Here is a 23,947-nt window from a genome sequence, read left to right as displayed (position 1 = left end):
TTTTGAGTTTCAAATTACAATTCAATCGTTTTGAAATCAACTTCGTCATATTGGTTCCGGGCAGGGTTTTATACCATTTTCGAGCAGCTTTCTGTTGTTTTGTTCGGATTTGGCAGTGTATTGATTCTGCTCAGAGTTCTGTCAAAAGAAGATTTTGGAGTCTGGGCATTGTTCTTAACGATTGCCGCATTTATTGAAGTTGCCAGAAATGGTCTGATACAAAACGCATTTATTAAATTTATCACCTCACTTAACCCCGAGTCTCCGGATTTTAAAGACCAATATGCCCGTATCAATACTGCTTCTTTGTTTTTAAATATAATTATTACACTGATTAGTATTTCCCTTTTATGCGTTTTTGCTGGTGCATTGTCATTATTATGGCGTTCTCCTCAATTACAATACATGTTGTATTTCTATGCGATAAGTACTACTGCTTTGATACCTTTTTCGCAATTTACTTTTTTGCAACAAGCTAATTTAGAATTTAAAGGGGTTTTCTGGTCAAATTTTGTGAGGCAAGGGATGTTTTTTACCTTAGTTTTGGCAACATTTATTTTACACAAAACTACTTTATTTAACATTACTCTCTTCCATGCTATAGCAGCAATTGTGGGAGCATTTACAGCTTATATTTACTCCCGCAAATATATTGTACTGAGTAATAAGATAGATTTTAATTGGGTCAGGAAACTTTTTAATTACGGCAGGTTTGTTTTTGGAACCAATATGGGGGCAATGCTTCACAAAAGTATTGACAAGTTTATGCTCGGTTCTATATTGTCAACCGGAGCAGTTGCAATGTATGATTTAGCTACCCGAATCAACAACCTGATGGAAATACCGGTTTCGGCCACTGCCTCCGTGGTTTTTCCTCAAAGCTCGCGTAGCAACAACGGAAATTCCGGAAATGTAAGTGTGAAAGAACTGTATGAAAAATCAGTAGCTGCTGTTTTAACCTTATTGCTGCCTTGCATTGCATTTGTGTTTCTATTCCCGGAATGGATTATTTGGGTGATAGCCGGAAGTAAGTATGTTGATGCTGCGCCATTAATGAAAATTACCGCATTATACGGTTTGTTTCTTCCTTTTGCCCGTCAATTTGGGACAATATTCGATTCGATTGGCAAACCACGCCTAAATTTTTATTTTGTAGTTTTCGGAGCCGGATTAAATCTGGTTTTTAACTATTTCTTTATCCATCGTTTCGGCACTATGGGGGCTGCATACGGCACTTTGACTGTATTTGTAGTTACTTTTATTTTGAACCAACTCATTTTGTACAAAGAGCTCAAAATTAATATTCTTGACATCGCCAGATATATTGGACGGTTTTATATTCAAATTCCGGGCATTACCGGAAATCTGTTAAGCAAAGCTTTAACCCATATTCAAAGAAAAACGGCATCTACTCCTGAACCTAATACTACCAAGCCATGAAAAATGCCGCTTTTGATATTTTCATTTTGACTATGTGCCGATGGGACGATGTGTATTCTTCGACTATCTTTTCGTTGGCCAAAGAGTTGAGCAAAACGCATCGTGTCTTTTATATTGACCATCCTTTTACCTTGAAAGATTTTATCTCCAAATATAGAACGCCACGTATTCAAACCAGAAAACAGGCCTTGTTGAAGAGAACACATATTTACCGAAAAATCGAAGGGCTGCCAGAGAATTTCACAGTAGTAACTCCTGGGCTTACATTATCCATCAACGCATTGCCGGAGGGCAAACTCTACAATTTTCTTTCAACAATCAACGACCGGATTGTAAAGCAATGTATCCGGCAAACAATCCTTGATTATGGGGTGAAAGACTTTGTATTCATCAATTCTTTTGATCCTTATTACTGTCGCAGTTTGCCTACAACGATACAACCGGTTTTACATGTCTATCAATCTACCGATGATATCAGTCAGGAAAAATATATTGCCCGACATGGAATAAGATTAGAACAAGAAGCCTTACAAAAAGCCGGTCTGAATATAGCAACCAGCAGAGAGCTGACCAGAAAGTTAAGCGAACAAGGTCTTAAAATTCATTACTTGCCTAATGCTGCAAATTTTGATTTATTTCACCTTTCTGTTTCTAATAAATATGAAGTGCCGACAGAAATAAAGGAGGTATGGGATACTCAAACATACAGGCATATTGTCGGGTATATTGGAGACATCAGCAGTTTACGCATTGATTTTGGCTTGATTGAATATCTTGCCAAAGCTATGCCTGAGAAGTTGTTTGTTTTTATTGGTAAAAAACAATGTACTGATGAAGAGCTACAACCTTTACCCAATCTATTGTTTATTCCACCTAAACCCATTGAGCAACTGCCCGCTTATTTGCAGTATTTTGATTGCTGTATTATTCCATTCTTATGCAATACATTGACAAGAAGCATTTACCCTTTAAAATTGAACGAATATTTATCAGCCGGTAAGCCGGTTGTAAGTACCCCTTTTTCAGAAGATATCAGAATGTTTGGACAGATTGCTCATCTGACCAACTCTCCGGTTGAGTTTGCTTTAGCTATACAAGACGAAATCAGTGAAAATAATGAAACCAAAGCGATTGCAAGGATAGAAGTTGCAAAAATGAATAGCTGGACGGTCAGGGCAAAAGAACTTTTGCGCCTAATCGGAAAACACCTACCCTTTTCCCAACCCAATTCAACGAGTTACAATGAAGCATTTGAAACAATTCATTAAGTCTAATGCCAAACTGAAAGCATTTGTACATTGGGCAATTATGCCGGCAAATCAGGCACGCCCGCGATGGTGGGTATCTTTTTTGGTCAATCCTTTTTTGCATCCGAAAGGGAAAAACTCAAAAATTTGCAACTCTGCCCGGTTAGATGTATTCCCCTTCAACACCTTTACGCTTGGAAATGATTCGACCATCGAGGATTTCTCCACTATAAATAACGGAATGGGAGCAGTTAATATAGGTCATAGAACCCGTATAGGTTTATCGTGTGTCGTTATCGGGCCGGTAAACATCGGAAATGATGTCATGCTGGCTCAAAACATTGTTCTTTCCGGGTTAAATCACAGCTATCAGGATATTCATAAGCCTATTAGTCAGCAGCCTTGCACGACTGCCCAGATAGTCGTGGAAGACGAAGTTTGGATTGGTGCAAATGCTGTAATTACGGCAGGGGTTACAATCGGAAAACATGCAGTAGTTGCTGCGGGAAGCGTTGTTACCAAAAATGTTCCTCCCTATAGTGTGGTTGCAGGCAATCCGGCTAAAGTAATCAAACAATATCAGCTATCAAGTCAGCAGTGGGAAAATATATCTTTAGCAAACAGTGCTGATAATTACCAACGAACGATTAAACCCATATATCAATAATTTTAAAAACCAGACCGCTTTATGAACAAACAACATTCACTAACACCCTTACAACAATTAATAGAATTCGTACTGATTGCAATTTTTTTCATTGTTTGTTTCGGACTATTTTTCAAAATAGTCTTTTTTTAAAAATTGAGCGGTTTACAAGTGGTGAACGGACTTAGTGCCGTTCCCACTATTTTAAGAACTCTCTTTTAATTGAAATTAGATGTCGGATGAACAATCAGATTTTTAACATACTAAGCCAGACCGGCCAACCACATTCGCTTCCTTTGTTCAGCAAAGTGTTGTCCAACACTACTAAATGGTTGTTGGCGGTTGTTCTTTTAGTATTTTCTTTTGGCGTTGCTTATCTGACTGCAACCTCTGAAATTACTTATGGAGCAGTTTTGTTGGCTTTAATCGTAGGAATCCCGGCTTTGTTGATTTGTTTGTTTAGCCCATTGTTCGGAATCAATGTTTTGCTTGTTGTGTCATTTTGTGTGATGGGGGTAAAAAAATACTTGCCGGGCGAACCGCCTCTTGGTATCTTGCTGGATGTGTTTACCTTTTTTCTGTTTTTTGGAATTTTTATCCGACAATCTTTTGAGAGAAACATATCGGTACTGAAGCATCCTGTTACGGTTTTAATCTTGATATGGATAGCCTATAATTTGCTTGAGGTTTTAAATCCCAATTCGCAATCACAGATGGCATGGTTTTATACGGTTAGAGGGATGGCAGGTCTAACCTTGCTTTACTTTGTGGTGTTATATGCTTTTAACAACCTGAAAAGCATTGGCGTATTCGTTCATCTGCTCATATTCCTCACCCTGCTTGCTGCAATTTATGGGATTTATCAGGAGTTTAACGGATTTAATTCTATCGAATGGGCATGGATTAATGCAGATGAAACAAGATACGAATTGATTTATCAATGGGGCAGGTTCCGGAAATTTTCATTTCTCTCTGACCCAACAACTTTTGGTATTCTGACCGCATATATCGGTGTTTTTTGCTTTTGCTTGTCCACATCAAGTCAGATAGGGTTGTTGAAACGAATCTATCTGTTGTTGTCTTTTTCCATTATGGTTTTAGCAATGGTTTATTCCGGTACACGGGCAGCTTTTGTTTTAATTCCCATTGGATTGGCATTGTTTGCATTTATTACATTTAAGCCACGGATCATTATAATCTCAACTGTTTTGTTTTTTGCCGGTGCCATTGTTGTCGTAAAATCTCCGGGGAATGCTACTCTTTACAGGGTACGTTCAGCGTTTACTCCTGCAAAAGACGAATCTATGCAGTTACGCCTGCAAAATCAAAAGAATGTTCAGCCATTTATAAGGAGCAATCCGATGGGCGGAGGTTTGGGCAGTACCGGTGAATGGGGGAAAAGGTTTTCTCCAAATTCCGAGCTGTCAAAGTTTCCACCTGATAGCGGGCTTATTCGAATAGCTGTTGAACAAGGCTGGATAGGACTGCTGCTTTTTACCATTTTTACATTCAGTGTGCTGGTACTTGGAATCAGAACTTATATACGTAGCCGTGACCCGGCAGTAAAATCTTATTCTTTGGCTTTTTTGATGATAGTTGCACTGCTGACAGTTGCGAATTATCCGCAGGAAGCGATTGTTTTGCTTCCTAACAGCATCATCTATTATATTTCTGTTGCTGCTTTGGTAAGGCTTCGTCAGATTGACCTCGAACTTGTTGGCAATACCGAACTTCAAACCAAATCTTTTTAGATAATCCGATTAAAAAAAAGGAAACCTTTGACCCTTTTAATTGCTTTGAAACTATTTAAATACAAGACCTAAGTTAATGTGCCTACAATGAAAATTTTTACTCCCTTATTAAACTCAACTTTATGTTTCAAAGATTTATACTGCCCCGATGGGTCGTTTTGCACGACCGGCAGGGAATCAGCAGACAACAACTGATTGATACTAAAATCAGCCTCATTCCTTTGGAGTTAAAGTCAGTGATTGACGGGCTTAAGCAGTTTAAGCAGGAAAACCCCTTGGTTTCAATTATTATACCTGCCTATAACGAAGAAGCCGATTTGTTGAAAACGCTTTCTTCGCTTTCAAAGTTAAAACCAAAATATCCCACAGAACTGATCGTGGCCAATAACAACTCGACAGATGGCACACAGGACATTCTCGATTTTTGCGGGGTAAGCAGTGTTTTTGAAAAACGTCAGGGGATTAGCTATGCAAGGCAAGCCGGCTTGGAAGCTGCAAAAGGGAAATATATCCTCAGTGCAGATGCAGACAGCATTTATCCCGACAACTGGGGTAATCGCTTTGTTGACACACTCATTAAAAATAAGGACATTGCCTGTGTTTACGGACGCTATTCTTTTATTCCTCATAACCGTAGCCAACTGACCCGGATTGGGCTTGCTATCCACGAAATTCTGGCCGAAGCCGCATTTTCTTTACGCAGAAAAGAGAATGAGTGTGTAAATGTGATGGGATTTAATTTTGCATACCGGCGTGAAGACGGCTTAAAAGTAGGCGGATTTAAACATGACCTTAACCGAAAGGTTACCCAAAGAAGCGAAGACGGCTGGATGGCGCTTGAACTGAGCAGTCTTGGAAAAGTTAAACTGGTAAAAACAAACAAACGGGTTTGGACCAGTGACAGAAGATTGTTGACTGATGGCAGTCTGCTTTCTGCATTTACCAAACGAATTGTCAGATATGCCCGCAATTATTTTCAACCTCCTATTTTAGCTGAAAGCAGTAAATAAGGCGCTATAAAATGAGCTGTTATTATCCACAAATTATCTGTCGCAACGCCTTTTCTATTGTGAATATAGTTCAGTCAGATGAAACGTGGTAATGTTAGGCATTAAAATTGATACACTTTTAACCATCAACGGTTCAGGCTTGGTTTGCCTGATGATGGAGCTATATAAATTTTGTCCGAAAAACTGATCATACTCATGCAGTTGCATATTCAAAGCATAGTTTTCAAAATTATCTTTCAAATCCTGTTGGGGTTTGTTTTTACAAACCCGATGTTTGCTCAAAAAACAGACTTCGACAAAATTGTTCCTCCTTTGGAAGTCAGGGCAAAAGAATATGTAGAGGTGCTTATTCAATTGGCATGGATGAATAATCCTCAGTATGACGGGTTACAGTTAGAAGAAAAAATCTCGGAGGAAGAAATAAAGCTTGCCAAACTGCAATGGACGAAAGACCTCAATGCCTCTTTTAATCTCAATGAAGCCAATATCAAAAACTGGGGCAGTAATGACGGTACTGATAATATTTTTTTCCCCCGTTACAATCTTTCAGCTACACTCAATCTCGGCTCGTTTATTAACCGGAAGGCCAATGTTAACATTGCCCGTTATAAATCTGAAATTGCAGCTAAAGAAATCAATCAGGCAAAACTCCTCCTGCGTGGGGAAGTAACCCGCCGTTATGAAGAATATCTGCTGACGCTGGAGATAATAAAAATTCGCGCACAGGCAGTTGAAGAGTTGTATTCTTCCTATTTGCTCGCCAAAAGCAATATGGAGTTAGGTAAAGGAGAACTGAAAGAGTTAAACGAAGCCACTGAAGCCTATCTGAAAGCCCGTGAAAACAAACTTATGGCTGAAACCAATCTTAAAATTGCCAAAATCAATATTGAAGAACTAATCGGGCTAAAGCTGGAAGAAGTCTTTGAAGAAAAATACCAAAAGAAAAATTAAACCGGCTTTACAATTATTCCTTCCCTTTGTTGTCATTTTGATAGAAAATAGTTTACCGTTTTCTAAAAACAGAATTACCTTTGCGACTGTTATTTAGAATGAATATAAATAAACTTATTGCCTTCGTAAAATGACCGTTCAAACCGCAGATAAATTACCTTTAAATAAGCCGGCTCGAATCGCTTCGCTCTCACCAACTGCTTTGAGTGTTAAACTGATGCAAATGGGATGTTTACCGGGTAAAAACATCACCGTTCTCCGAAAAGCAATTGGCAATAATCCGGTTTACATCCGCATAGAGTCCTTAAATCTTGCATTGAGGTCGGAAGAAGCTGCCCAGATTTTTGTGGACACTGAAACCGGCCAATAAAGATGCACCTCCCGAAAAAACTTTTTTTAGCAGGCAATCCCAATTCCGGTAAAACCTCGGTTTTTAACACCCTGACCGGACTTTACCAAAAAGTCGGGAATTTTACCGGAGTTACGGTAGATAAAAAAACAGGAGTAACTACCTTGCCTAATGGCAACACCCTTGAGGTGATGGACTTGCCCGGCACTTACAGCCTTCATCCCACTTCGGCCGAAGAGAAAATAGTGTTACAGACTTTGTTGCACCCCGATGTTTTGGCCGATAAACCCAATATTCTATATATCGCAGATGCTGCCAATTTAGAACGGCATTTATTGCTGTTGACTCAGTTGATTTGTTTGCAGTTTCCGGTTATTCTGGGAATTACGATGACAGATTTGCAAGCCAAAGATTCGCAGCAAATCAACTATGAGTTGCTTAGTAAGTCCTTAAACATTCCGGTTTTTGTGGTCAATGGCCGTACCGGAGAGGGATTAAATGATATTAAGCAATATTTAGCAACTCAAAACCCTTCCGTTGCACCTGTTTTTATGAAAGAAGTTGCCGGAGTGCCTGACGGATTGTTGGTCGCAGTTAAAAAAATACTTGGGGTTGACAATAACTATGTGGCCGCTTTGCATCTGGAACATGTCGAAGTACTGCCGTTTTTAACCTCCGCACAGGTGGATGATTTGAAAGCTATTGGCAGAAAATACGGTTTTGAAAGTCTTCATGCTCAGATTGCCGACACAATGCAGCGGTTTGAAAAGATAATGCCCGTTATCCGCCAAACAGTTTTCGCTCCTGAAAAGGAACGCAGCAATCTGACTTCGGGGTTTGACCGTTGGCTGACCCATCCTGTTGGCGGATTGTTCTTTTTTGTTTTGGTGCTGTTTGGAATTTTTCAGGCTATTTTTAGTGTTGCGGCTTATCCTATGGAATGGATTGAGTGGGTATTTTCACAAACCTCCGTGCAACTGCAAAAATATTTACCCGATTCGATGCTGACATCCCTGCTGACAGACGGTATATTGTCCGGACTGAGTGGAATTGTAATTTTTGTGCCTCAAATCGCCATTTTGTTTTTGTTAATCGGGATTTTGGAGGAAACCGGCTATATGTCGAGGGCAGTTTACCTGTCCGATAGCCTGATGAGCCGGTTTGGAATGAACGGGCGCAGCCTTGTTTCGTTATTTTCGGGCATGGCTTGTGCGGTTCCTGCTGTGATGGCGGCAAGAACCATCTCTAATCCGAAAGAAAGACTGCTGACCATCCTGGTAACTCCATTGGTGAGTTGTTCTGCGCGGATTCCGGTATTTACCATCCTGATTGCCTTGTTGATACCGGTAGAAGCATCGGTGGGGATTTTGAATGCTCAGGGTTTGATGATGATGGCGCTTTACTTAACCGGAATTTTTGCTGCATTATTGGTGGCTTACGTTCTGAAAAGGTTTGTGAAAAGCAGTGAGCCGAGCTTTCTTGCCCTGGAACTGCCGCCTTACAAGATGCCGCACTGGAAAAATCTGTTTATCAATGCGGTGCAGAAGGTTAAAATTTTTGTGGTCGAGGCGGGTAAAATCATCCTGATTATTTCTTTGCTGTTGTGGGTGTCGGCAAATTTTGGTCCGGGCAACAAGATGGAAGATGCGGAAAACCAGGTGATCACGAAATACCAGCAAGCTGCCGGCGACAACAGCGATTTGGATGCGCAGATAGCAGAGGCCAGGCTTGAAAACTCCTATATCGGACATGTCGGCAAATGGATAGAGCCTGTCATTGAACCTATCGGGTTTGATTGGAAAATAGGCATTGCCCTGCTCACTTCCTTTGCTGCGCGTGAGGTTTTTGTCGGTACTATGGCAACTATTTACAGTGTTGGCGGAAATGATGAAACGACTCTGCGGCAAAAAATGAGTGCGGAAATCAACCCTAAAACTAACCTGCCGATGTTTAACACTGCCACTACCCTATCTTTGTTGGTGTTTTACATATTTGCCATGCAATGTATGAGCACCCTGGCAGTGGTGAAACGGGAAACCAACTCGTGGAAATGGGCTTTGGTGCAACTCGTTTATATGACCGTGCTTGCATATACTGCTTCGTGGGCGGTTTTCCGGATTTTTCAATAGTCCGTCTTGTTGAGCAGTCTTATCAATTCCTGATAAACCAAAGCCGTGCCTCCAATATTTTCTTTTATATAACGGTTGCATACTGCCGTTACATGCTGATAGGCTTTTGTGCCCGGATATCCCTTTAATATGTTATCGGCCAATGTTTCAGGATTATCGGCCGCAAATGCGCCCCCAAGCTGCACCAAAGTTACGGCTTCGTTGAACTTTGAAAAGCGGGGTCCAAAAAATACGGGCACTCCATAGACCACTGCTTCGAGGATATTGTGAATTCCCGCACCAAAACCTCCCCCTATATAAGCTAATTGCCCATAACGATAGACAGTGGCCAATATGCCCATATTGTCTAAAATTAGCACCCTGAACTGTTTTGGATTGTTCAGGAAAGCTTGGTTTTCCAAAGCCTGAGAATATCGGATTGGATTCAAATTCTGAAAACAAGCTTCTAACGATTCTATCCGGCTGTTGTCTGTTTCGTGGGGTGCAATAATCAGGGACAGGTTGTCTGGCAGCAGTTTCATGGCTTTTGCAAGAAGGGTTTCGTCTTTCGGCCAGGTGCTGCCGCACACCATGATTGTTTGCCCTGTTCCGGCAAAAAGTTCGGGGATGTACAGACTCTTTTTTTCCTGCGCAATTGACCAAACGCGGTCGAAACGGGAATCCGGCGCTACTTTGGTTTGATGGATGCCAAATTGGTTTAACAAAAGGCGGGAGCTTTCGTTTTGCACAAAAATCATTTTGAAAAAAGTCAAAGCCTGACGATATCCCATTCCATACCATCGAAAATAGAACTGTTGCGGCCGGAAGACTGCTGAAATCAACAAAGCGGGAATTTGCTGTTTTTTCAACTCATTCAGATAATTCCACCAAATTTCGTACTTGACAAAAACAGCGATGTCGGGTTGAATCAGATTTATAAATCTGCGTGCGTTTTCGGTCGTATCGGCCGGAAGGTAGAAAACCCGGTCTGCCAACGGAAAATTTTTCCTTACCTCATATCCGGAAGGGGAAAAAAAGGTCAGGATGATTTGAACGCCATCCATGTTTTGTTTCGCCATTTCTATCATGGGTCTCCCCTGTTCAAACTCGCCCAAAGAAGCACAATGTATCCAAATCCTTTTGCCTTTGGTTTTTTCGGGCAAATCTGCGGCAAGCGATTTCCATACTATGCGTTGACCATTTATCCATTTGGCGGCTTTTGGGCTGAAAAACTGCATCAGGAAAGCAGTCAGAACATACAGACGGATAACTGAGCAGTAAAGGAAATTAAAAAGCATGGTTTTAACTTAGCGTCAACATCTTACCCCTCTTTTGGTATCGGGCGTTTTCTGGCTTTTGCCGGTTGATGCCGCAAAGTTAGCGAGTGCCGGAAGTTTCCTTACCATATTTCCTTAAATTAAATGGTTTATCCCAATTAAAAACACCCGCAACGATTGCCGGTTTTAAAAACTGAATTAGTTTAGTAACTTTGTAAAATAATTGTACGCTATGAAATTCAGAGTTATCACGCTTGTTTTCATGTTATTGCTTCAGGCGGGAATGTTTTTGGCTTATGCCCAACAGGAAAAGCATCTCAAAGCAAAAATATATACCAACGACGACGGTATCCATGAACTTGCTGCTTTGGGATTACCGGTTGACCATGCCGAATATAAACGCAATACCTATATTATTGGTGATTTTTCGGAAACCGAACTGAGCATTGCCGAAGCTGCGGGGTATGTTTTTGAGGTGTTGTGCGATGACGTGTCTGATTTCTATGTGAAGCGGAATCAAATAGCAGCAAACACCGATGCTGAAAAAGAGGTGCAGGCAACGGTTAGTTGTGTGGCAAATATCGGAAGCTATCCTGAGCCGGCTAATTTTTCTCTGGGCAGTATGGGCGGTTTTTTTACCTATCAGGAAATGCTGGACGAGTTGGATAATATGCACGAATTGTTTGGCGGCCTTGTTTCTGAAAAACAGCCCATCGAAGGATATACGACAGAAGATGGCAATGTGGTCTATCGCATTGTTTTTTCAGACAATCCCGATATTGAAGAAGCCGGAGAACCTCAGATTTTATACACTGCCCTTCACCATGCACGCGAGCCGGCTTCGCTTTCCCAGCTCATCTATTTCATGTACTACCTTTTAGAAAACTATGATACAGACCCCAGCATTGCCTTTCTGCTCCAGAATACTGAAATCCACTTTATTCCATGCCTGAACCCGGACGGGTATTTGTGGAACGAATTTACCAATCCCAATGGCGGAGGTATGTGGCGCAAAAACAGACGGGACAACGACGACTCAACTTTCGGGGTAGATCTGAACCGGAATTACGGGTTTTTATGGGGATATGACAATTACGGTTCGTCGGGCAACACCAACAACAGTACCTACCGCGGACCTGCTCCGTTTTCTGAGCCTGAAACTTCGGCAATGAAGGCGTATTGCGAAGCACATAATTTTCAGATTTGCCTGAATTACCACGCCTCCGGCAATTTGCTGATTTACCCCTGGGGATATGTCGCATCCTACGAAACTCCCGATTCCTCGCTGTTCCGGGAGTTTGCCAGGCAAATGACGAAAGAAAACAATTATGTCTGGGGTACGGGCGATCAAACGGTAGGGTATCTTACCAATGGCGTTTCGGACGACTGGCTGTATGGAGAACAAACTACCAAAAACAAAATATTTTCTTTTACCCCAGAAGTCGGCCGCCGATTTGACGATGGTTTTTGGCCGACTACCCAACGGATCATCCCTATTTGTCAGAGCAATATGTGGCAAAATCTGACAGCCCTACGTCTGCTGCACAATTACGCCACCCTGACCGAAACCTCCTCCCCGTTTATCAATTCAGACATTGCTACCATCAGTTTCAGCCTTAAAAGAATAGGGTTGCAGGACGACGGAACCTTTACCGTATCGGTGCTGCCCCTGACTACCAATATCGCAGAAATCGGCGCATCGTTAACTTTCTCCGGTTTGGCACTTGAAGAAACCATCGAATCCCAAATAGAATTTACCATTTCAGATACCATTAAACAAGGGGACGCTATTTCGTTTAAACTCCTCCTTTACAACGGGCAGGGGCTGACTATTGAAGAAACCGTTACCAAATTTTACGGACAACCCGTTGTTGCTTATCAGAACGACTGCTCTGACATCAACTTATGGGAAACTGCCGAAGATACAATCTGGCAGATCACCACCGCCGATTTTGTTTCTGAAAACAGCAGCATCACCGATTCTCCAAACGGCAACTATCCCGCAGGAGCATATACCGGCATTACTCAAAAAGATACGATTGACCTGACCGATTGTGTATTTGCCAAACTTAATTTCTGGGCTAAATGGAATATCGAGACTTATTATGATTACGTTCAGATTCAGGCCATCAATGTCGAAAACGGCAATATTTCCCCCTTATGCGGTAAATATTCGCGCATCGGCTCTCCCTATCAGCAGGAAGGTGCGCCGATTTATGAAGGGATGCAAAACAGTTGGGTCCTGGAAGAAATTGACCTATCTGCTTTTATCGGACAGCATTTGCAGTTTCGTTTTTTTCTGGCTTCCGATGATAACCTGGAATTAGACGGATTTTATTTTGACGACCTCACTGTCGAAAAACTCAGCTACCTGCCCGAAGACACCACCACCACGTCCCTTCCACCCTTTAGTTTAACCGAAAACTCAGCAGGAAAACCGGTCTTACTGCCTTGCGCCCCCAATCCGGCTCAAAATCAAACCCTGATTCAATACATCCTCCCTGAACATGCTTTTGAAAACTATCGTTTCGTGGTGGTGAACAGTCTGGGACAACCCGTATTTTCCAAAAACCTTGCCCCCGTTGCGGGAAAAGGAAGTTTCTGGCTCGACACCCAAAACTTTACCAATGGAATGTACTTTTACAGCCTCGAACATCCGCAATACAAAACCAAAAAATTAAAACTGGCAGTCTTAAAATAAACCGGCATGAACCAAAAATTACCGGCAAACCCCGTAACAGATTTTCAAATTATCCGCCCATGAACAAAAAACCGCTGCTGCTTGCCTTTGCCTTTTTGCTGATCATTCCGGTGATGCTATACAAATCTCATTTGAGAGCCTCTTTACCGGGTGCGGAAGAGATTGTTAAAAAAGCGGTGCGCATGGCTTATGGCGAAAAAAGTATGCAGGCGCAGTTAAGCCTCCATGTTTTTAAAGAAGACAAACAGGAAGCTGAAATTGATTTGAAAATCTGGCAAAACTACCCCGACGAGTTTTTGTTGTTGGTAACCGCTCCGGCGCGCTATCGGGGAAATGCCCTGTTGAGAAAGAAAAAAGAAGTTTGGAGCTGGCAGCCCGATTCGGAAAAACTGACCAAACTTTCGCCCATGGAAATTGCAGAAGTCTGGATGGATACCAATATTTCGATTGCAAATCTGACCAACTATCTGTCTTTTGAAGGCGATGTGGCCGCTTCCTTTAAAAATTTAGTCCGATGGAACGGCACCGATTGCTATGTTATTGAAATTACCCAAAACAGCGAAGCCATGCAAACCCGCAACAATGCGATGTTATGGATTGATTCCAAAAACTACAGTATTCAGAAATCCGAATTTTATGACGAAGACGAATATCTGGTCGCCACCTGTCAAACTCTCCGAACCGAAACTTTGAAAGACCATACCTATCCCGTGGTTTCCGAATGGAAAACCGCCGGACAACCCGCAGATAAAACCACCGTGATGTACAAATCGGTTGTTTTTGATCAAACTCTGCCCGCTCGTTTCTTTTCTGTCGAAAACATGAAAACCATCCGTTAATTTTTATACAAACCAAACATTACCCGGCGGTCTGACACCTATAAACTGCCCTCGGGCTTTTCCTTTTTATCTAAATCCATTTACCCCCATCCCAAACGGACTAAACTTTTCCCATGACCCTCCGATTTTCTGCGCTTTCCCTTTTTTGCCTCGCCTTGCTGATCGTATTGATCTACCCTTCCTGTAACAAAGAAGAAAATGACCCCACAACTCCAAACACTGCGCTAAACAAAATTCCGCTGGCAAAACTCAGCGACTATCGCTTTTTTACCGGCAACATAGCAGAACTAAATCCGAATGAAGGAGTTTTGCCCTATGACCTGAACTCGCCTTTGTTTTCAGATTATGCCGAAAAAGCCCGTTTCGTTTGGTTGCCTGAAGGAACAAGCGCCACCTATCACGAATCCGAAGCGTTTGATTTCCCGGTAGGAGCCATCATTATCAAAACTTTTTACTACGATAACGATAAAACTGACCCTTCCAAAGGGCGGCGCATCATCGAAACCCGTTTGCTGGTAAGACATGCCGACAAATGGCAGCCTTATGATTATATCTGGAACGAAGAACAGACCGAAGCCGGTTACAGCGTGGTGGGCATGTCGGTACCGGTTGAATGGGTCAACGAAAACGGTCAGACACAACAAGCCGAATTTTTAATACCCAACAAAAACGAGTGTAAAGGTTGCCATAGCTATGACGGCAAATTTGTACCTATCGGGCCAAAAGCCCGACATCTGAACAAAGATTTCAATTATCCGGACGGCACAATGAATCAGTTGGAAAAATGGACGGCAAAGGGCTATCTGAACTCGGCACCTTCCAACTTAACCGCCATTCCAAAAGCACCCGTCTGGAACGATCCGCTTTCGGGCAGTTTAGACCTGCGCGCAAGGGCATATTTAGACATCAACTGCGGGCATTGCCACAACTACGACGGGCCGGCCAATACTTCGGGTTTGTCGCTTACCTGGTCAGAAACCAACGACTTTGCGCTGGGAATTTGTAAACCCCCGATTGCTGCCGGACAGGGGTCGGGAGGGTTTTTATATGGCATTGTGCCCGGAAAACCCGAAGAATCGATCCTGATTTACCGCATGAACTCCACCTTATTGGATGTCGCAATGCCCGAACTTGGCCGCTCCGTCATTCACTCCGAAGGGCTGCAACTCATTTCCGACTGGATAGCTTCCATGCCTCCCGTTAGCTGTCAGTAATCCGGTTTTATACCGCCAACACTCCATAAATCCGGGCTTTTTAACACTTTTCAGACAATGGAATATGATTTTCCATGTCTGCAACCTGATTCTTCGCGTGCGAAACATTACCTTTCGCGTGCGAAACATTACCTTTCGCGTGCGAAACATTACCTTTCGCGTGCGAAACATTACCTTTCGCGTGCGAAAAATGATTCTTCGCTTGCGAAACCTGATTCTTCGCGTGCGAAAAATGATTCTTCGCTTGCGAAACCTGATTCTTCGCGTGCGAAAAATGATTCTTCGCTTGCGAAAACTAATTCTTCGCTTGCGAAACCTGATTCTTCGCAAGCGAAACCTGATTCTTCGCAAGCGAAACTTCAAGATTTGCCTTGCGTTCGAGACCTATAAGGTCTGGCAGACCTTATAGGTCTGCCAAACAGACATCTGTCAGCAGGAGAAAAAAAAGTAAAAGTCTTAATTCATGGCAAAAGAGGAATGTCTGACATTTTGTATCCATCAGAACCAGATTTTACCATAGCGGAAACTGAGGTTTCGCGTGTGAAAGATGAGTTTCTATTTGCAGGAAAAATGCCTGCAAAGTTGAGATTTGGGGTAGCATTTAATCAAAAAAGGCTGAAAAAACCGGCACTTTTATTTCCAAAATGTTAAGAAACTGTTAATTTGTTGCCCTGACTTTTGTTTGATAGCGCAAACCTGCTTACCTTTGCGCCTCGAAAAAAAGAGGGTTATCCTCATTCCGGCAGTGGTAATTCGGCTGCCTTAAATTTGTCTCACTAAATTTAGTTATTGTCATGAGTATTGAAAAAAAGTATCTTAAAAGTAAAGAAGTTTGTAAAGTAACCTTTCGCGTTCCTAAAGCCTCTGTTGGTGTTGCCGAAAAAGTTAGCCTCGTAGGAGAATTTAACAACTGGGATAGCAGTATCGAAGTAATGCAGGCTTTGAAAGACGGTTCTTTTAAAACTACGATAGATTTGGATTCTGGTAAAGAATATCAGTTCCGCTATTTGGTGGACGGCAATCTTTGGATTAACGACGAGCTTGCCGACAAATTTGTTCCAAGCGGCGTAGGCGCTGATATGAACTCTGTGATTGTTCTGTAAGTCATTTGTTTTCATAGTTTTTTTAACCTCCTGATGTTTTTCAGGAGGTTTTTTTGTTTTCAGACAATTACATCCTGAACATGCAGGTTTAACCCCTGATTTTCCAATGCTGCAAAATTATGTTTCGCTTCTCCCGGCTTATTTTGCAGGCAGGTAAATGGGCAAAAAAAGGTGGTAACTTTACCAAGCGAACCAAAAACCGGAAATTTTAACCCCCATTGCCAAAGATTACCCCACATGAACATCCTTTTTCTGACTTATCAGGGAGATATTGCCGGCTCTACCAATTCTGTCTTTTACCTCGCAAAAGGGCTTGCCGATATGGGGCATACGGTGGTTGCCGGGCTGCGAAAACAAAGCCTCCTTTACGGGATGTTTGCAAACACCCGGGTAATCACGGAAGAGATGACCTTTGGCAGCAGGTTCGATTGGGTCAATATGCGGCAAATCAGGGAGGTGGTTTTGCGGTATCAAATTCAGGTGATAAACGCACAGTCGGGTAAAGACCGCTACACCTCCATTTTCGCAAAATGGATATTTCGACTCCCTGTCGTGCTGGTGCATACCAGACGGCAAGCACCAAAAAGCATTGGCGGCCGGCTACAAAACCGGTTTTACATCGCCGGAACCGATAAAATTGTGGTCATCAGCCCCCAACTGAAACAAACTTTTGTTCAAAAGGGATTCCCCGCCCATCACCTGAAAGTCATCATGAACGGGATTCCCGAAGAGCGGTTTTTGCAAACCCGACCCGAAAACACAGATGCCCTTCGGCTTAAATTCAGAATCCGGCCAAACGATGTGGTGATAGGCTGCGTTTCGCGCCGAAAAAAACAGGAGCAACTCATCGAAGCCTTACCCATGTTGAAAAACGAACAAATCAAAGTGATGTTTGTCGGCATTGAGCCGGGAAGCCTCGATGCGGTGGTCAAAAAGTTTTCGGTCAAAAATCCGGTATTGTATGCCGGAGTTGTACCAAACGAGGAGGTGATGGACTACTATCCTTTGTTTAACCTCTCCGTTCTGCCCTCCACGATGGATGGGTTTGGTCTGGTGCTGGTCGAGGCAATGGGCATGGGGATTCCGGTTGTCGCCACCCGCGCACAGGGAATTATTGATGTGTTAAACAACGAGCAAAACGGACTTTGGTTTGAAGACGGCGACATTCAAACCCTTGCGGCTCAAATAAACCGCATCTTGACCGATAACCAACTCCGGGAAAAGCTGATTGAAAACGGTAAAAACGCAGCAAAAAACGACTTTTCGCTCCGGCATACCGTGATGGAATACCTCCGGTTGTTTGAAGATTTGGTAAAAAACCGGCACTAAAAAACGGGCTTATTCCGCCGCAGCACCAATAAAAATGCCGCTGACCTGTTGGTTTTTAAGGGTGAACAGTACCCCTCCATACACCGAGCCTACCACGATATAAGCGGTATCGCTGCTTTCGCGGTCAATTTCTTTTTTGTAAGCCTCCATCACCAGATTCATGGGAGTTCCGATTCCAATTTGCCGTTTGGTTTTCAGGTTGCAGGGCTTGTAGGCGGTAATTCCACCCAAAACAAGTTCCGCCGCCGAGTTTCCGCTCATGTCTAATTCTAATCCGCCTTTTTTGTAAGTCCAGGTTTGGTGGGTCATCCCATCAGCTTCCCAAACTTCGGGTTTCGACAAGTTGGTGGGTTTTCCCAAAACAACCTCTACCTGTTTAGGTTCCATTCCGAGTTTCAGCTCGCCAAGTCCTTCGGTTTTTAAAAGCTCAAACCCAAGGGTTGAAAAGTCTTTTTCCACCGCTTCTTCTTCCTTGCCTCCGCCGTCAGGAGGCACAGAATCGCCGGGTTCTGTCATGTTGTTAGAGGCATTAGGATCAACAGAGGCCTGTTCAGAACTTGCAGTGTCGGGAGTTGGGGTGCAATGGCTAAAAAACGAGAAGGCAAAAATGGCAGCAAGGAGGAAAAGTGCAAAAGGTTTCATCGCAATTTGATTGAAAGAAGTTGAATAAAAAAGGGGAAAACAAAAACCCCTACCTGAGTCAGGAACAAAGGTAGGGATTTTAGAAATGCATCGAAACCAAGCCTATCGGACTGCTAACCTGCCTGTTAGCCTGTTGCCCAAATCATCGGTCAGTTGGTAAAGATACAAACCTTTGGCCAAATTGCTCAGGTCGAGCCGGTGGGTTTGGGGGGAGTTGGCCACAAGGTCAATCGGGGCTGTACGCCATACTTCTTTGCCCAGCAAATTAAGTACTGACAAAGTAGCAACCGTACTTTGGGGTGAAATAATCGTCAGTTGCATATCGCCGTCTGTGGGGTTGGGATAGGCCGTCAGTTTAAGATGTTCCACAGTTCCGTTTTGGGAGGGGCTGTCAATTCCGACATTGATTTCATCCGCAAAACAAACCGAGGGTTCAGGCATTTCAATGCCCGTAATATTGTCGAGGTAAAAAATACCGGTGATCATCATTTCATCATTCACCGTATTTCCCCAGGTAATAAAAGGAGTTACATCGTTGTTGGAATAGGTAGCTTCCTGAATCAGCCCCACTGAGTTTACAATGGGTAGGTAATTGCCAAAAACGCGGGTGGGCGGATGCTGATAATCATAACCTATCTCCTCACATTCCGGCACACCGTTGTATTTGTTGGCATCGTAAATATGTTCTCCTTTTGTGCCGTTGGAATTTCGGTGCCAGACGTTGAAACTCAACCCGTGACGGTGGGTATGCGAACTCATTTTCCAGATATAATAGGTAGAGGGCAGTCCGTTGACGTTGGTAATGTCGGCGGTAAAGGTTTCAACGCCGCTGTTATATGGAATAAACAAGGCAGGGTTGATAAGCAGGGTAGTTTTCATTTCCTGAGCCGCAGTTCCAAATGGTTGAGTATAGACATTGATATAAACATCGGTTGCCATCACAGCAACGGGAGAGTAATTGACAACATGCGTGTTGATATCTAAAAAGCTGTCGGTGTACCATTTGAAGGCAGTGCCCTGCGGGAGTTCAATGCTGCTCGACTGTCCAAAAGCAGCCACCATAGAGCGACCGCCACCCATATTGTTTTGCTGAAGTCCGTAGGGCATACTGTTGGCAGAAGAAGTATTGTTGTAGCGGAACAAAATCATGTGGTGGGAACTGCCAATATTTCCGTCTAAACGGTTAATTTCAATATTGTTTGGCAGAAGGGTGGCATATTTGTAGTGATATTCTTCGTCCGGTTGAATAGCACCGTCCCAGGGAGGTAAAAACAAGGGGCCTAAGTGAATTTGAAAACCTTCGGAGGGGTCGGGTTTTGCAGGAGGATTTGCAGGATCGGTTGCCCATATTCCATTACCTCCATAAAAATCTTCGAGCATGGTATGAGAAACCACCTGACCGGAGGTAGGGGAATCAAAAAATATCCATTGTCGAATCAATTCTTTGTCTAAATTGCTGATATTGAGGTTGGCATGAACATTTCCCGGATCTTCATCGGGCAACAGCGTTTCATTCAATGCCAAACCGTTGTTAATAAGTAAAAACATTTTGCTGCGGTATGGATGACCCGGGAAAACCCGTTTGTTTCCGGCCGATTGCGACACCGCATTGGTGGATTGCACGTTGTAAAGGGCAGCCCGAACCTCGGAAGTAGTTCCTTCTAAGCTCAATCCTCCTGCTGCCGATGCAGAAGTATGGCAACCCGAATTATTGCACTGAGTCTGAAAAACAGAAGTTCTTATCCGGTCAAATGTGGCTTGTTGTGCGAAGCAGGCCATGGTGATGGCAAAAGTCAGTATAATTGTGGCAATGTTTTTTTGCATAAAAGGGTGGGTTTTAATGGTCAAATGTAAATATTCATTTGCAATTAATCTACCAAACCTGCGGTTGGATAAGAAAAAAATTTGTATGAGACCATTTTAACCGTAAAAGCGAGGTTCTAATATCTTATGACAAGGTATTTTGCCAATCCCCTGAACAGTCCCGCTATCTTTTGCCCTGAACTACAAGAATTTCAAATAGCGAAAGGTGATTTTTCGCTTGCGGTTTTTTTCTTAAAAAATCCCTCAATTCAGTTTATATTGGCATAAATTAAACAGGCGGTATCATTTTAAATCAAGGGTTAAATCCCAATCCATCTAAGAACCCTTTAAAAGCTAACAACAAATCCGGCATGTCAAATCACATCATCCTGATTTTTTAACACCTACTGCACAGGACATCACCCAAAAAGCCCTTAACTTGCAGCGCAAACAACCATTTTCAGAACATGAACAGCTTTAACCGTTACACTGTAATTGGGCTATGTTTTTGTTTGATAACCGGAATTTTAACCGTTTCGGCACAACATCGCCATTTTTTCGGCCAGGATCTCGATGAAATTATTTGTAAAGAACAAACCCGCCAATCCCACGCCTGCCTGCAAAAACAAACCGCTGCTTCCGACCTGTCAAACGATGTGTTTGACCTACACTATGCGCGGTTGGAATGGGAAGTTGACCCGTCTGTTAACTATATTTCCGGCAATGTAACCTATTATTTCAACCCCATCACCTCAGATTTCGATACGGTTACCCTCGATTTATCCGTGCTGCTCACGGTGGATACCGTTTTTTACCACGGTGAAACCACCGCATTTCTGCAAACCGACCCCGACCTGCTCCATATTATTTTGCCCGAAACAGTATTACCCGGCAATATAGACTCTGTAACCATTATCTATAAAGGGGAGCCGACTCAAACAGGGTTTGGCTCTTTTATCCGCGAAGACCACGAAAGCGCTCCAATCTTATGGACACTTTCCGAACCTTATGGCGCAAGCGACTGGTGGCCCTGCAAAGACAATCTGACCGATAAAATCAGCGAACTCGACATCATCGTTACTACCCCCACAGGTTACAGAACCGCAAGCAACGGAATCCTGATTTCAGAAACAGAAACTGCCACCCATAACATCAGCCACTGGCATCACTCCTACCCGATTGCCACCTATTTAGTAGCCATTGCTGTTACAAACTATGTCAGCTATACAGACCTGATACCTTTAAACGGCACAAACCTGCAAATGCTCAACTATGTATATCCCGAAAGCCTCACAGAAGCCATGTCCCTGACTGCCGAACAAATCAAGGTGATGCAACTCTTCGATTCCCTGTTCATTGACTATCCTTTTATGGAAGAAAAATACGGACATGCACAATTCGACTGGGGCGGAGGCATGGAACATCAAACCATGAGTTTTGTCGGAAGTTTCGGCTTCGAGCTATTGGCGCACGAGATGGCACATCAATGGTTTGGCAATCATATTACCTGCGGAAGTTGGGAAGACATCTGGCTCAACGAAGGTTTTGCCACTTATTTGTCAGGTCTTTGCTATGAACATTTGTTAGACGGCGTATGGTGGCTGCCCTTTAAAACCATTCGCATCAACGCCATCACCAGCCAACCGGACGGCTCGGTATGGTGCAACGACACCACGAATGTCAGCCGTATTTTTAACGGCCGTCTCAGCTATGCCAAAGGGGCTATGATTCTGCATCAACTCCGTTGGATAATTGGTGATGAGGCCTTCTTTACCGCCCTGCGAAATTATCTGAACGACCCGGAACTTGCAGGAGGTTTTGCCCGCACTGCCGATTTGAAGGCGCATTTTGAAAACACATCCGGACAAAATCTCGATTGGTATTTTGACGATTGGTTTTATGGCGAAGGTTTTCCGTCTTTTGAAATCGTCTGGTCGGTTGATGAGAACCCTCTAACCATCGTCTTAGATATCTTTCAAACCCAATCACACCCTTCGGTAGCGACTTTTGAACTCCCTCTGCCGGTTAAAATTTTTTATGGCGGTCAGGATACCCTGCTTGTATTGCAATACAACAGCAATTCCGGACACCAAACCTTTATGGCACCACTGCCTTTTGCTCCCGATTCCATTCAATTCGACCCCGACAAATGGCTGATTACCAATAACAACGAGATAATGTATGTTTCAACACCCGAAATAAATGCCGGAAACAGCAGTTCTCCTCTATCCGTTTATCCCAATCCGGTCAGAAATACTTTAATTTTTGATTCGGGAATTTACAAGATGAAATTCATAGAAATTATTAACCTTGCAGGAAAAACTATGCAGAACTTTGCGGTTGAAAACCTTTCGGCCACTTCTCTAACCTTAGAAACCATACCTCCCGGATTATATGTCGCAAAGGTCTTGACCGATAAAGGGGTATTTATGCAAAAATTTGCCAAACATTAACCTGTTAATATGGACATCAACCTGTTACCTGAAACCCTTGCGTTGGTCGGTAAAGACCTGAACCTGACGGAAGATGAACTTCGGCAAACCCACGAAAATATGGAGCAGTTCCGGATATGGCTCGCCAATCAAATTTCCTATAAAATGGAAACCGACATGGAAGCCCTCCTTCAGGCTATGTATAGACTGGATATTTCCGAAACCAAAGCCATGCAAGCCCTGACCAACCAAACAGAACAACCCCCTGCGCTGGCATTGGCCGATTTGGTCATCGAACGGGAAATCCAAAAAATAAATACCCGGCGTTGGTACAAATCACAGCAATCCAATCAGGACAAACAAAGCGATGATACTGAAGACATTATCGCAGATTCCTGGGACTAATTTTTTTTTAAAAACCCTGTAACTATATATATGCCCCGCTTTTTCTTAGCCTCTCAGTCTCCGAGGCGAAAACAACTGCTAACCGAAGCAGGTCTGTCTTTTGACATCATAACTCCCGAAACAGACGAAACTTATCCCCCAAATCTGATTGCACCTGAAATCGCAATTCACATAGCCTGTCAAAAGGCTGAGGCCGTCCGGCATTTTTTAGAAAACGAAGATGATATAATCATCAGTGCCGATACCATTGTTTCTTTGAACAATGAATTGCTCGGTAAACCTTCTTCGGCCGGGGAAGCCAAACATTTCCTGTCCCTCCTGTCCGGAAAAGAACATCTCGTTATCACCGGAGTCTGTTTACTGAGCCAAAAAAAAATAAAGGTATTCCACTCGCAAACCATCGTTGAGTTTTATCCCCTGACTAAAGACCAAATCCATCATTATGTCGAAAAGTATCAACCCTACGATAAAGCAGGAGGCTACGCCATTCAGGAATGGATAGGTTTGGTGGGCATGAAAAAAATAAACGGCTGCTATTTCAATGTAGTTGGATTGCCTGTCAGTACATTACTGAAAGAATTAACACTTTTTAATCAGGTAGTAATGTAATATTTAACCCCTCAGTTCAACGAACTAACCTGACAAAGCCATTGTTAAGTTACGGCGTTTTTTAACCCTCCTGAAAAATATCTGTATAAAC

The 23,947-nt window shown here is 43.0% G+C and carries 22 protein-coding genes; 17 read left to right on the top strand and 5 right to left on the bottom strand.

Going from position 1 to position 23,947, the window contains the following annotated elements; genetic code table 11:
- Positions 1-30 precede the first annotated feature (30 nt).
- The 5 genes from IPM47_12575 to IPM47_12555 all read left to right on the top strand — a co-directional run bounded on the left by IPM47_12575 (position 31) and on the right by IPM47_12555 (position 6,094).
- Positions 31-1,440, top strand: a complete 1,410-nt coding sequence (locus IPM47_12575) for a flippase (protein QQS27715.1) — start codon at positions 31-33, stop codon at positions 1,438-1,440.
- Entirely contained in the window at positions 1,437-2,708 is a 1,272-nt protein-coding gene (locus tag IPM47_12570; protein ID QQS27714.1) for a glycosyltransferase, read from the top strand. Before IPM47_12575 ends, IPM47_12570 begins: the two co-directional genes overlap by 4 nt.
- The gene (locus IPM47_12565) at positions 2,683-3,354 is read left to right on the top strand and encodes an acyltransferase (protein ID QQS27713.1); all 672 of its coding nucleotides are present in this window, start codon (positions 2,683-2,685) and stop codon (positions 3,352-3,354) included. Before IPM47_12570 ends, IPM47_12565 begins: the two co-directional genes overlap by 26 nt.
- Positions 3,355-3,572: 218 nt before the next feature.
- On the top strand, positions 3,573-5,084 hold the full coding sequence (locus IPM47_12560; GenBank protein QQS27712.1) for an O-antigen ligase family protein: 1,512 nt from the start codon (positions 3,573-3,575) through the stop codon (positions 5,082-5,084).
- Between the two features lie 122 nt (positions 5,085-5,206).
- Positions 5,207-6,094 (top strand): glycosyltransferase family 2 protein, encoded by an 888-nt coding sequence (locus IPM47_12555; protein ID QQS27711.1) that lies wholly within the window; start codon positions 5,207-5,209, stop codon positions 6,092-6,094.
- A 54-nt stretch (positions 6,095-6,148) separates the two neighbouring features.
- On the opposite strand, the gene IPM47_12550 is transcribed toward IPM47_12555, so the two are convergent.
- A complete protein-coding gene (locus IPM47_12550) occupies positions 6,149-6,334 on the bottom strand; it encodes a hypothetical protein (GenBank protein ID QQS27710.1) in 186 nt (61 codons plus the stop codon).
- Positions 6,335-6,364: 30 nt separating this feature from the next.
- On the opposite strand from IPM47_12550, the gene IPM47_12545 reads away from it, so the two are divergent.
- The 3 genes from IPM47_12545 to feoB all read left to right on the top strand — a co-directional run bounded on the left by IPM47_12545 (position 6,365) and on the right by feoB (position 9,523).
- The gene (locus IPM47_12545) at positions 6,365-7,045 is read left to right on the top strand and encodes a TolC family protein (GenBank protein QQS27709.1); all 681 of its coding nucleotides are present in this window, start codon (positions 6,365-6,367) and stop codon (positions 7,043-7,045) included.
- Between the two features lie 130 nt (positions 7,046-7,175).
- The gene (locus IPM47_12540) at positions 7,176-7,415 is read left to right on the top strand and encodes a ferrous iron transport protein A (protein QQS27708.1); all 240 of its coding nucleotides are present in this window, start codon (positions 7,176-7,178) and stop codon (positions 7,413-7,415) included.
- 2 nt (positions 7,416-7,417) lie between these two features.
- Complete coding sequence (gene feoB / locus IPM47_12535) at positions 7,418-9,523, top strand: ferrous iron transport protein B (GenBank protein ID QQS27707.1); 2,106 nt, start codon at positions 7,418-7,420, stop codon at positions 9,521-9,523.
- On the opposite strand, the gene IPM47_12530 is transcribed toward feoB, so the two are convergent.
- Positions 9,517-10,800, bottom strand: a complete 1,284-nt coding sequence (locus IPM47_12530) for a 3-deoxy-D-manno-octulosonic acid transferase (GenBank protein QQS27706.1) — start codon at positions 10,798-10,800, stop codon at positions 9,517-9,519. The genes feoB and IPM47_12530 overlap by 7 nt on opposite strands.
- Positions 10,801-11,011: 211 nt before the next feature.
- On the opposite strand from IPM47_12530, the gene IPM47_12525 reads away from it, so the two are divergent.
- The 5 genes from IPM47_12525 to IPM47_12505 all read left to right on the top strand — a co-directional run bounded on the left by IPM47_12525 (position 11,012) and on the right by IPM47_12505 (position 16,636).
- Positions 11,012-13,480, top strand: a complete 2,469-nt coding sequence (locus IPM47_12525) for an immune inhibitor A (protein ID QQS27705.1) — start codon at positions 11,012-11,014, stop codon at positions 13,478-13,480.
- A gap of 59 nt (positions 13,481-13,539) precedes the next feature.
- Positions 13,540-14,319 carry an outer membrane lipoprotein-sorting protein gene (locus IPM47_12520; protein QQS27704.1) on the top strand — a complete coding sequence of 260 codons (780 nt, stop codon included), beginning with the start codon at positions 13,540-13,542 and terminating at the stop codon, positions 14,317-14,319.
- Positions 14,320-14,432: 113 nt separating this feature from the next.
- Positions 14,433-15,533, top strand: a complete 1,101-nt coding sequence (locus IPM47_12515) for a hypothetical protein (protein QQS27703.1) — start codon at positions 14,433-14,435, stop codon at positions 15,531-15,533.
- Positions 15,534-15,597: 64 nt separating this feature from the next.
- Positions 15,598-15,942 (top strand): hypothetical protein, encoded by a 345-nt coding sequence (locus IPM47_12510; GenBank protein ID QQS27702.1) that lies wholly within the window; start codon positions 15,598-15,600, stop codon positions 15,940-15,942.
- 385 nt (positions 15,943-16,327) lie between these two features.
- The gene (locus IPM47_12505) at positions 16,328-16,636 is read left to right on the top strand and encodes an isoamylase early set domain-containing protein (protein ID QQS27701.1); all 309 of its coding nucleotides are present in this window, start codon (positions 16,328-16,330) and stop codon (positions 16,634-16,636) included.
- Positions 16,637-16,695: 59 nt separating this feature from the next.
- On the opposite strand, the gene IPM47_12500 is transcribed toward IPM47_12505, so the two are convergent.
- Positions 16,696-16,875 carry a hypothetical protein gene (locus IPM47_12500; GenBank protein QQS27700.1) on the bottom strand — a complete coding sequence of 60 codons (180 nt, stop codon included), beginning with the start codon at positions 16,873-16,875 and terminating at the stop codon, positions 16,696-16,698.
- Here IPM47_12500 and IPM47_12495 point away from each other — a divergent pair.
- Complete coding sequence (locus IPM47_12495) at positions 16,874-17,965, top strand: glycosyltransferase family 4 protein (GenBank protein ID QQS27699.1); 1,092 nt, start codon at positions 16,874-16,876, stop codon at positions 17,963-17,965. The two genes, IPM47_12500 and IPM47_12495, sit on opposite strands and share 2 nt — an antisense overlap.
- Before the next feature lie 9 nt (positions 17,966-17,974).
- Here IPM47_12495 and IPM47_12490 read toward each other — a convergent pair whose 3' ends face one another.
- Positions 17,975-18,607, bottom strand: a complete 633-nt coding sequence (locus IPM47_12490) for a hypothetical protein (protein QQS27698.1) — start codon at positions 18,605-18,607, stop codon at positions 17,975-17,977.
- Between the two features lie 102 nt (positions 18,608-18,709).
- Positions 18,710-20,431 carry a T9SS type A sorting domain-containing protein gene (locus IPM47_12485; GenBank protein QQS27697.1) on the bottom strand — a complete coding sequence of 574 codons (1,722 nt, stop codon included), beginning with the start codon at positions 20,429-20,431 and terminating at the stop codon, positions 18,710-18,712.
- Positions 20,432-20,877: 446 nt separating this feature from the next.
- Between IPM47_12485 and IPM47_12480 the strand changes: the two genes are divergently transcribed.
- The 3 genes from IPM47_12480 to maf are packed head-to-tail and all read left to right on the top strand — an operon-like array spanning position 20,878 to position 23,856.
- Complete coding sequence (locus IPM47_12480) at positions 20,878-22,863, top strand: T9SS type A sorting domain-containing protein (GenBank protein ID QQS27696.1); 1,986 nt, start codon at positions 20,878-20,880, stop codon at positions 22,861-22,863.
- Positions 22,864-22,872: 9 nt separating this feature from the next.
- Positions 22,873-23,247, top strand: coding sequence for a hypothetical protein (locus tag IPM47_12475; GenBank protein ID QQS27695.1), 375 nt, complete (start codon positions 22,873-22,875; stop codon positions 23,245-23,247).
- Positions 23,248-23,277: 30 nt separating this feature from the next.
- On the top strand, positions 23,278-23,856 hold the full coding sequence (maf, locus tag IPM47_12470) for a septum formation protein Maf (GenBank protein ID QQS27694.1): 579 nt from the start codon (positions 23,278-23,280) through the stop codon (positions 23,854-23,856).
- Positions 23,857-23,947: the final 91 nt, after the last annotated feature.

The sequence above is a fragment of the Sphingobacteriales bacterium genome (assembly GCA_016700115.1).
GTDB lineage: Bacteria > Bacteroidota > Bacteroidia > Chitinophagales > UBA2359 > UBA2359.
This window is presented reverse-complemented; position numbering and strand designations above follow the sequence as displayed.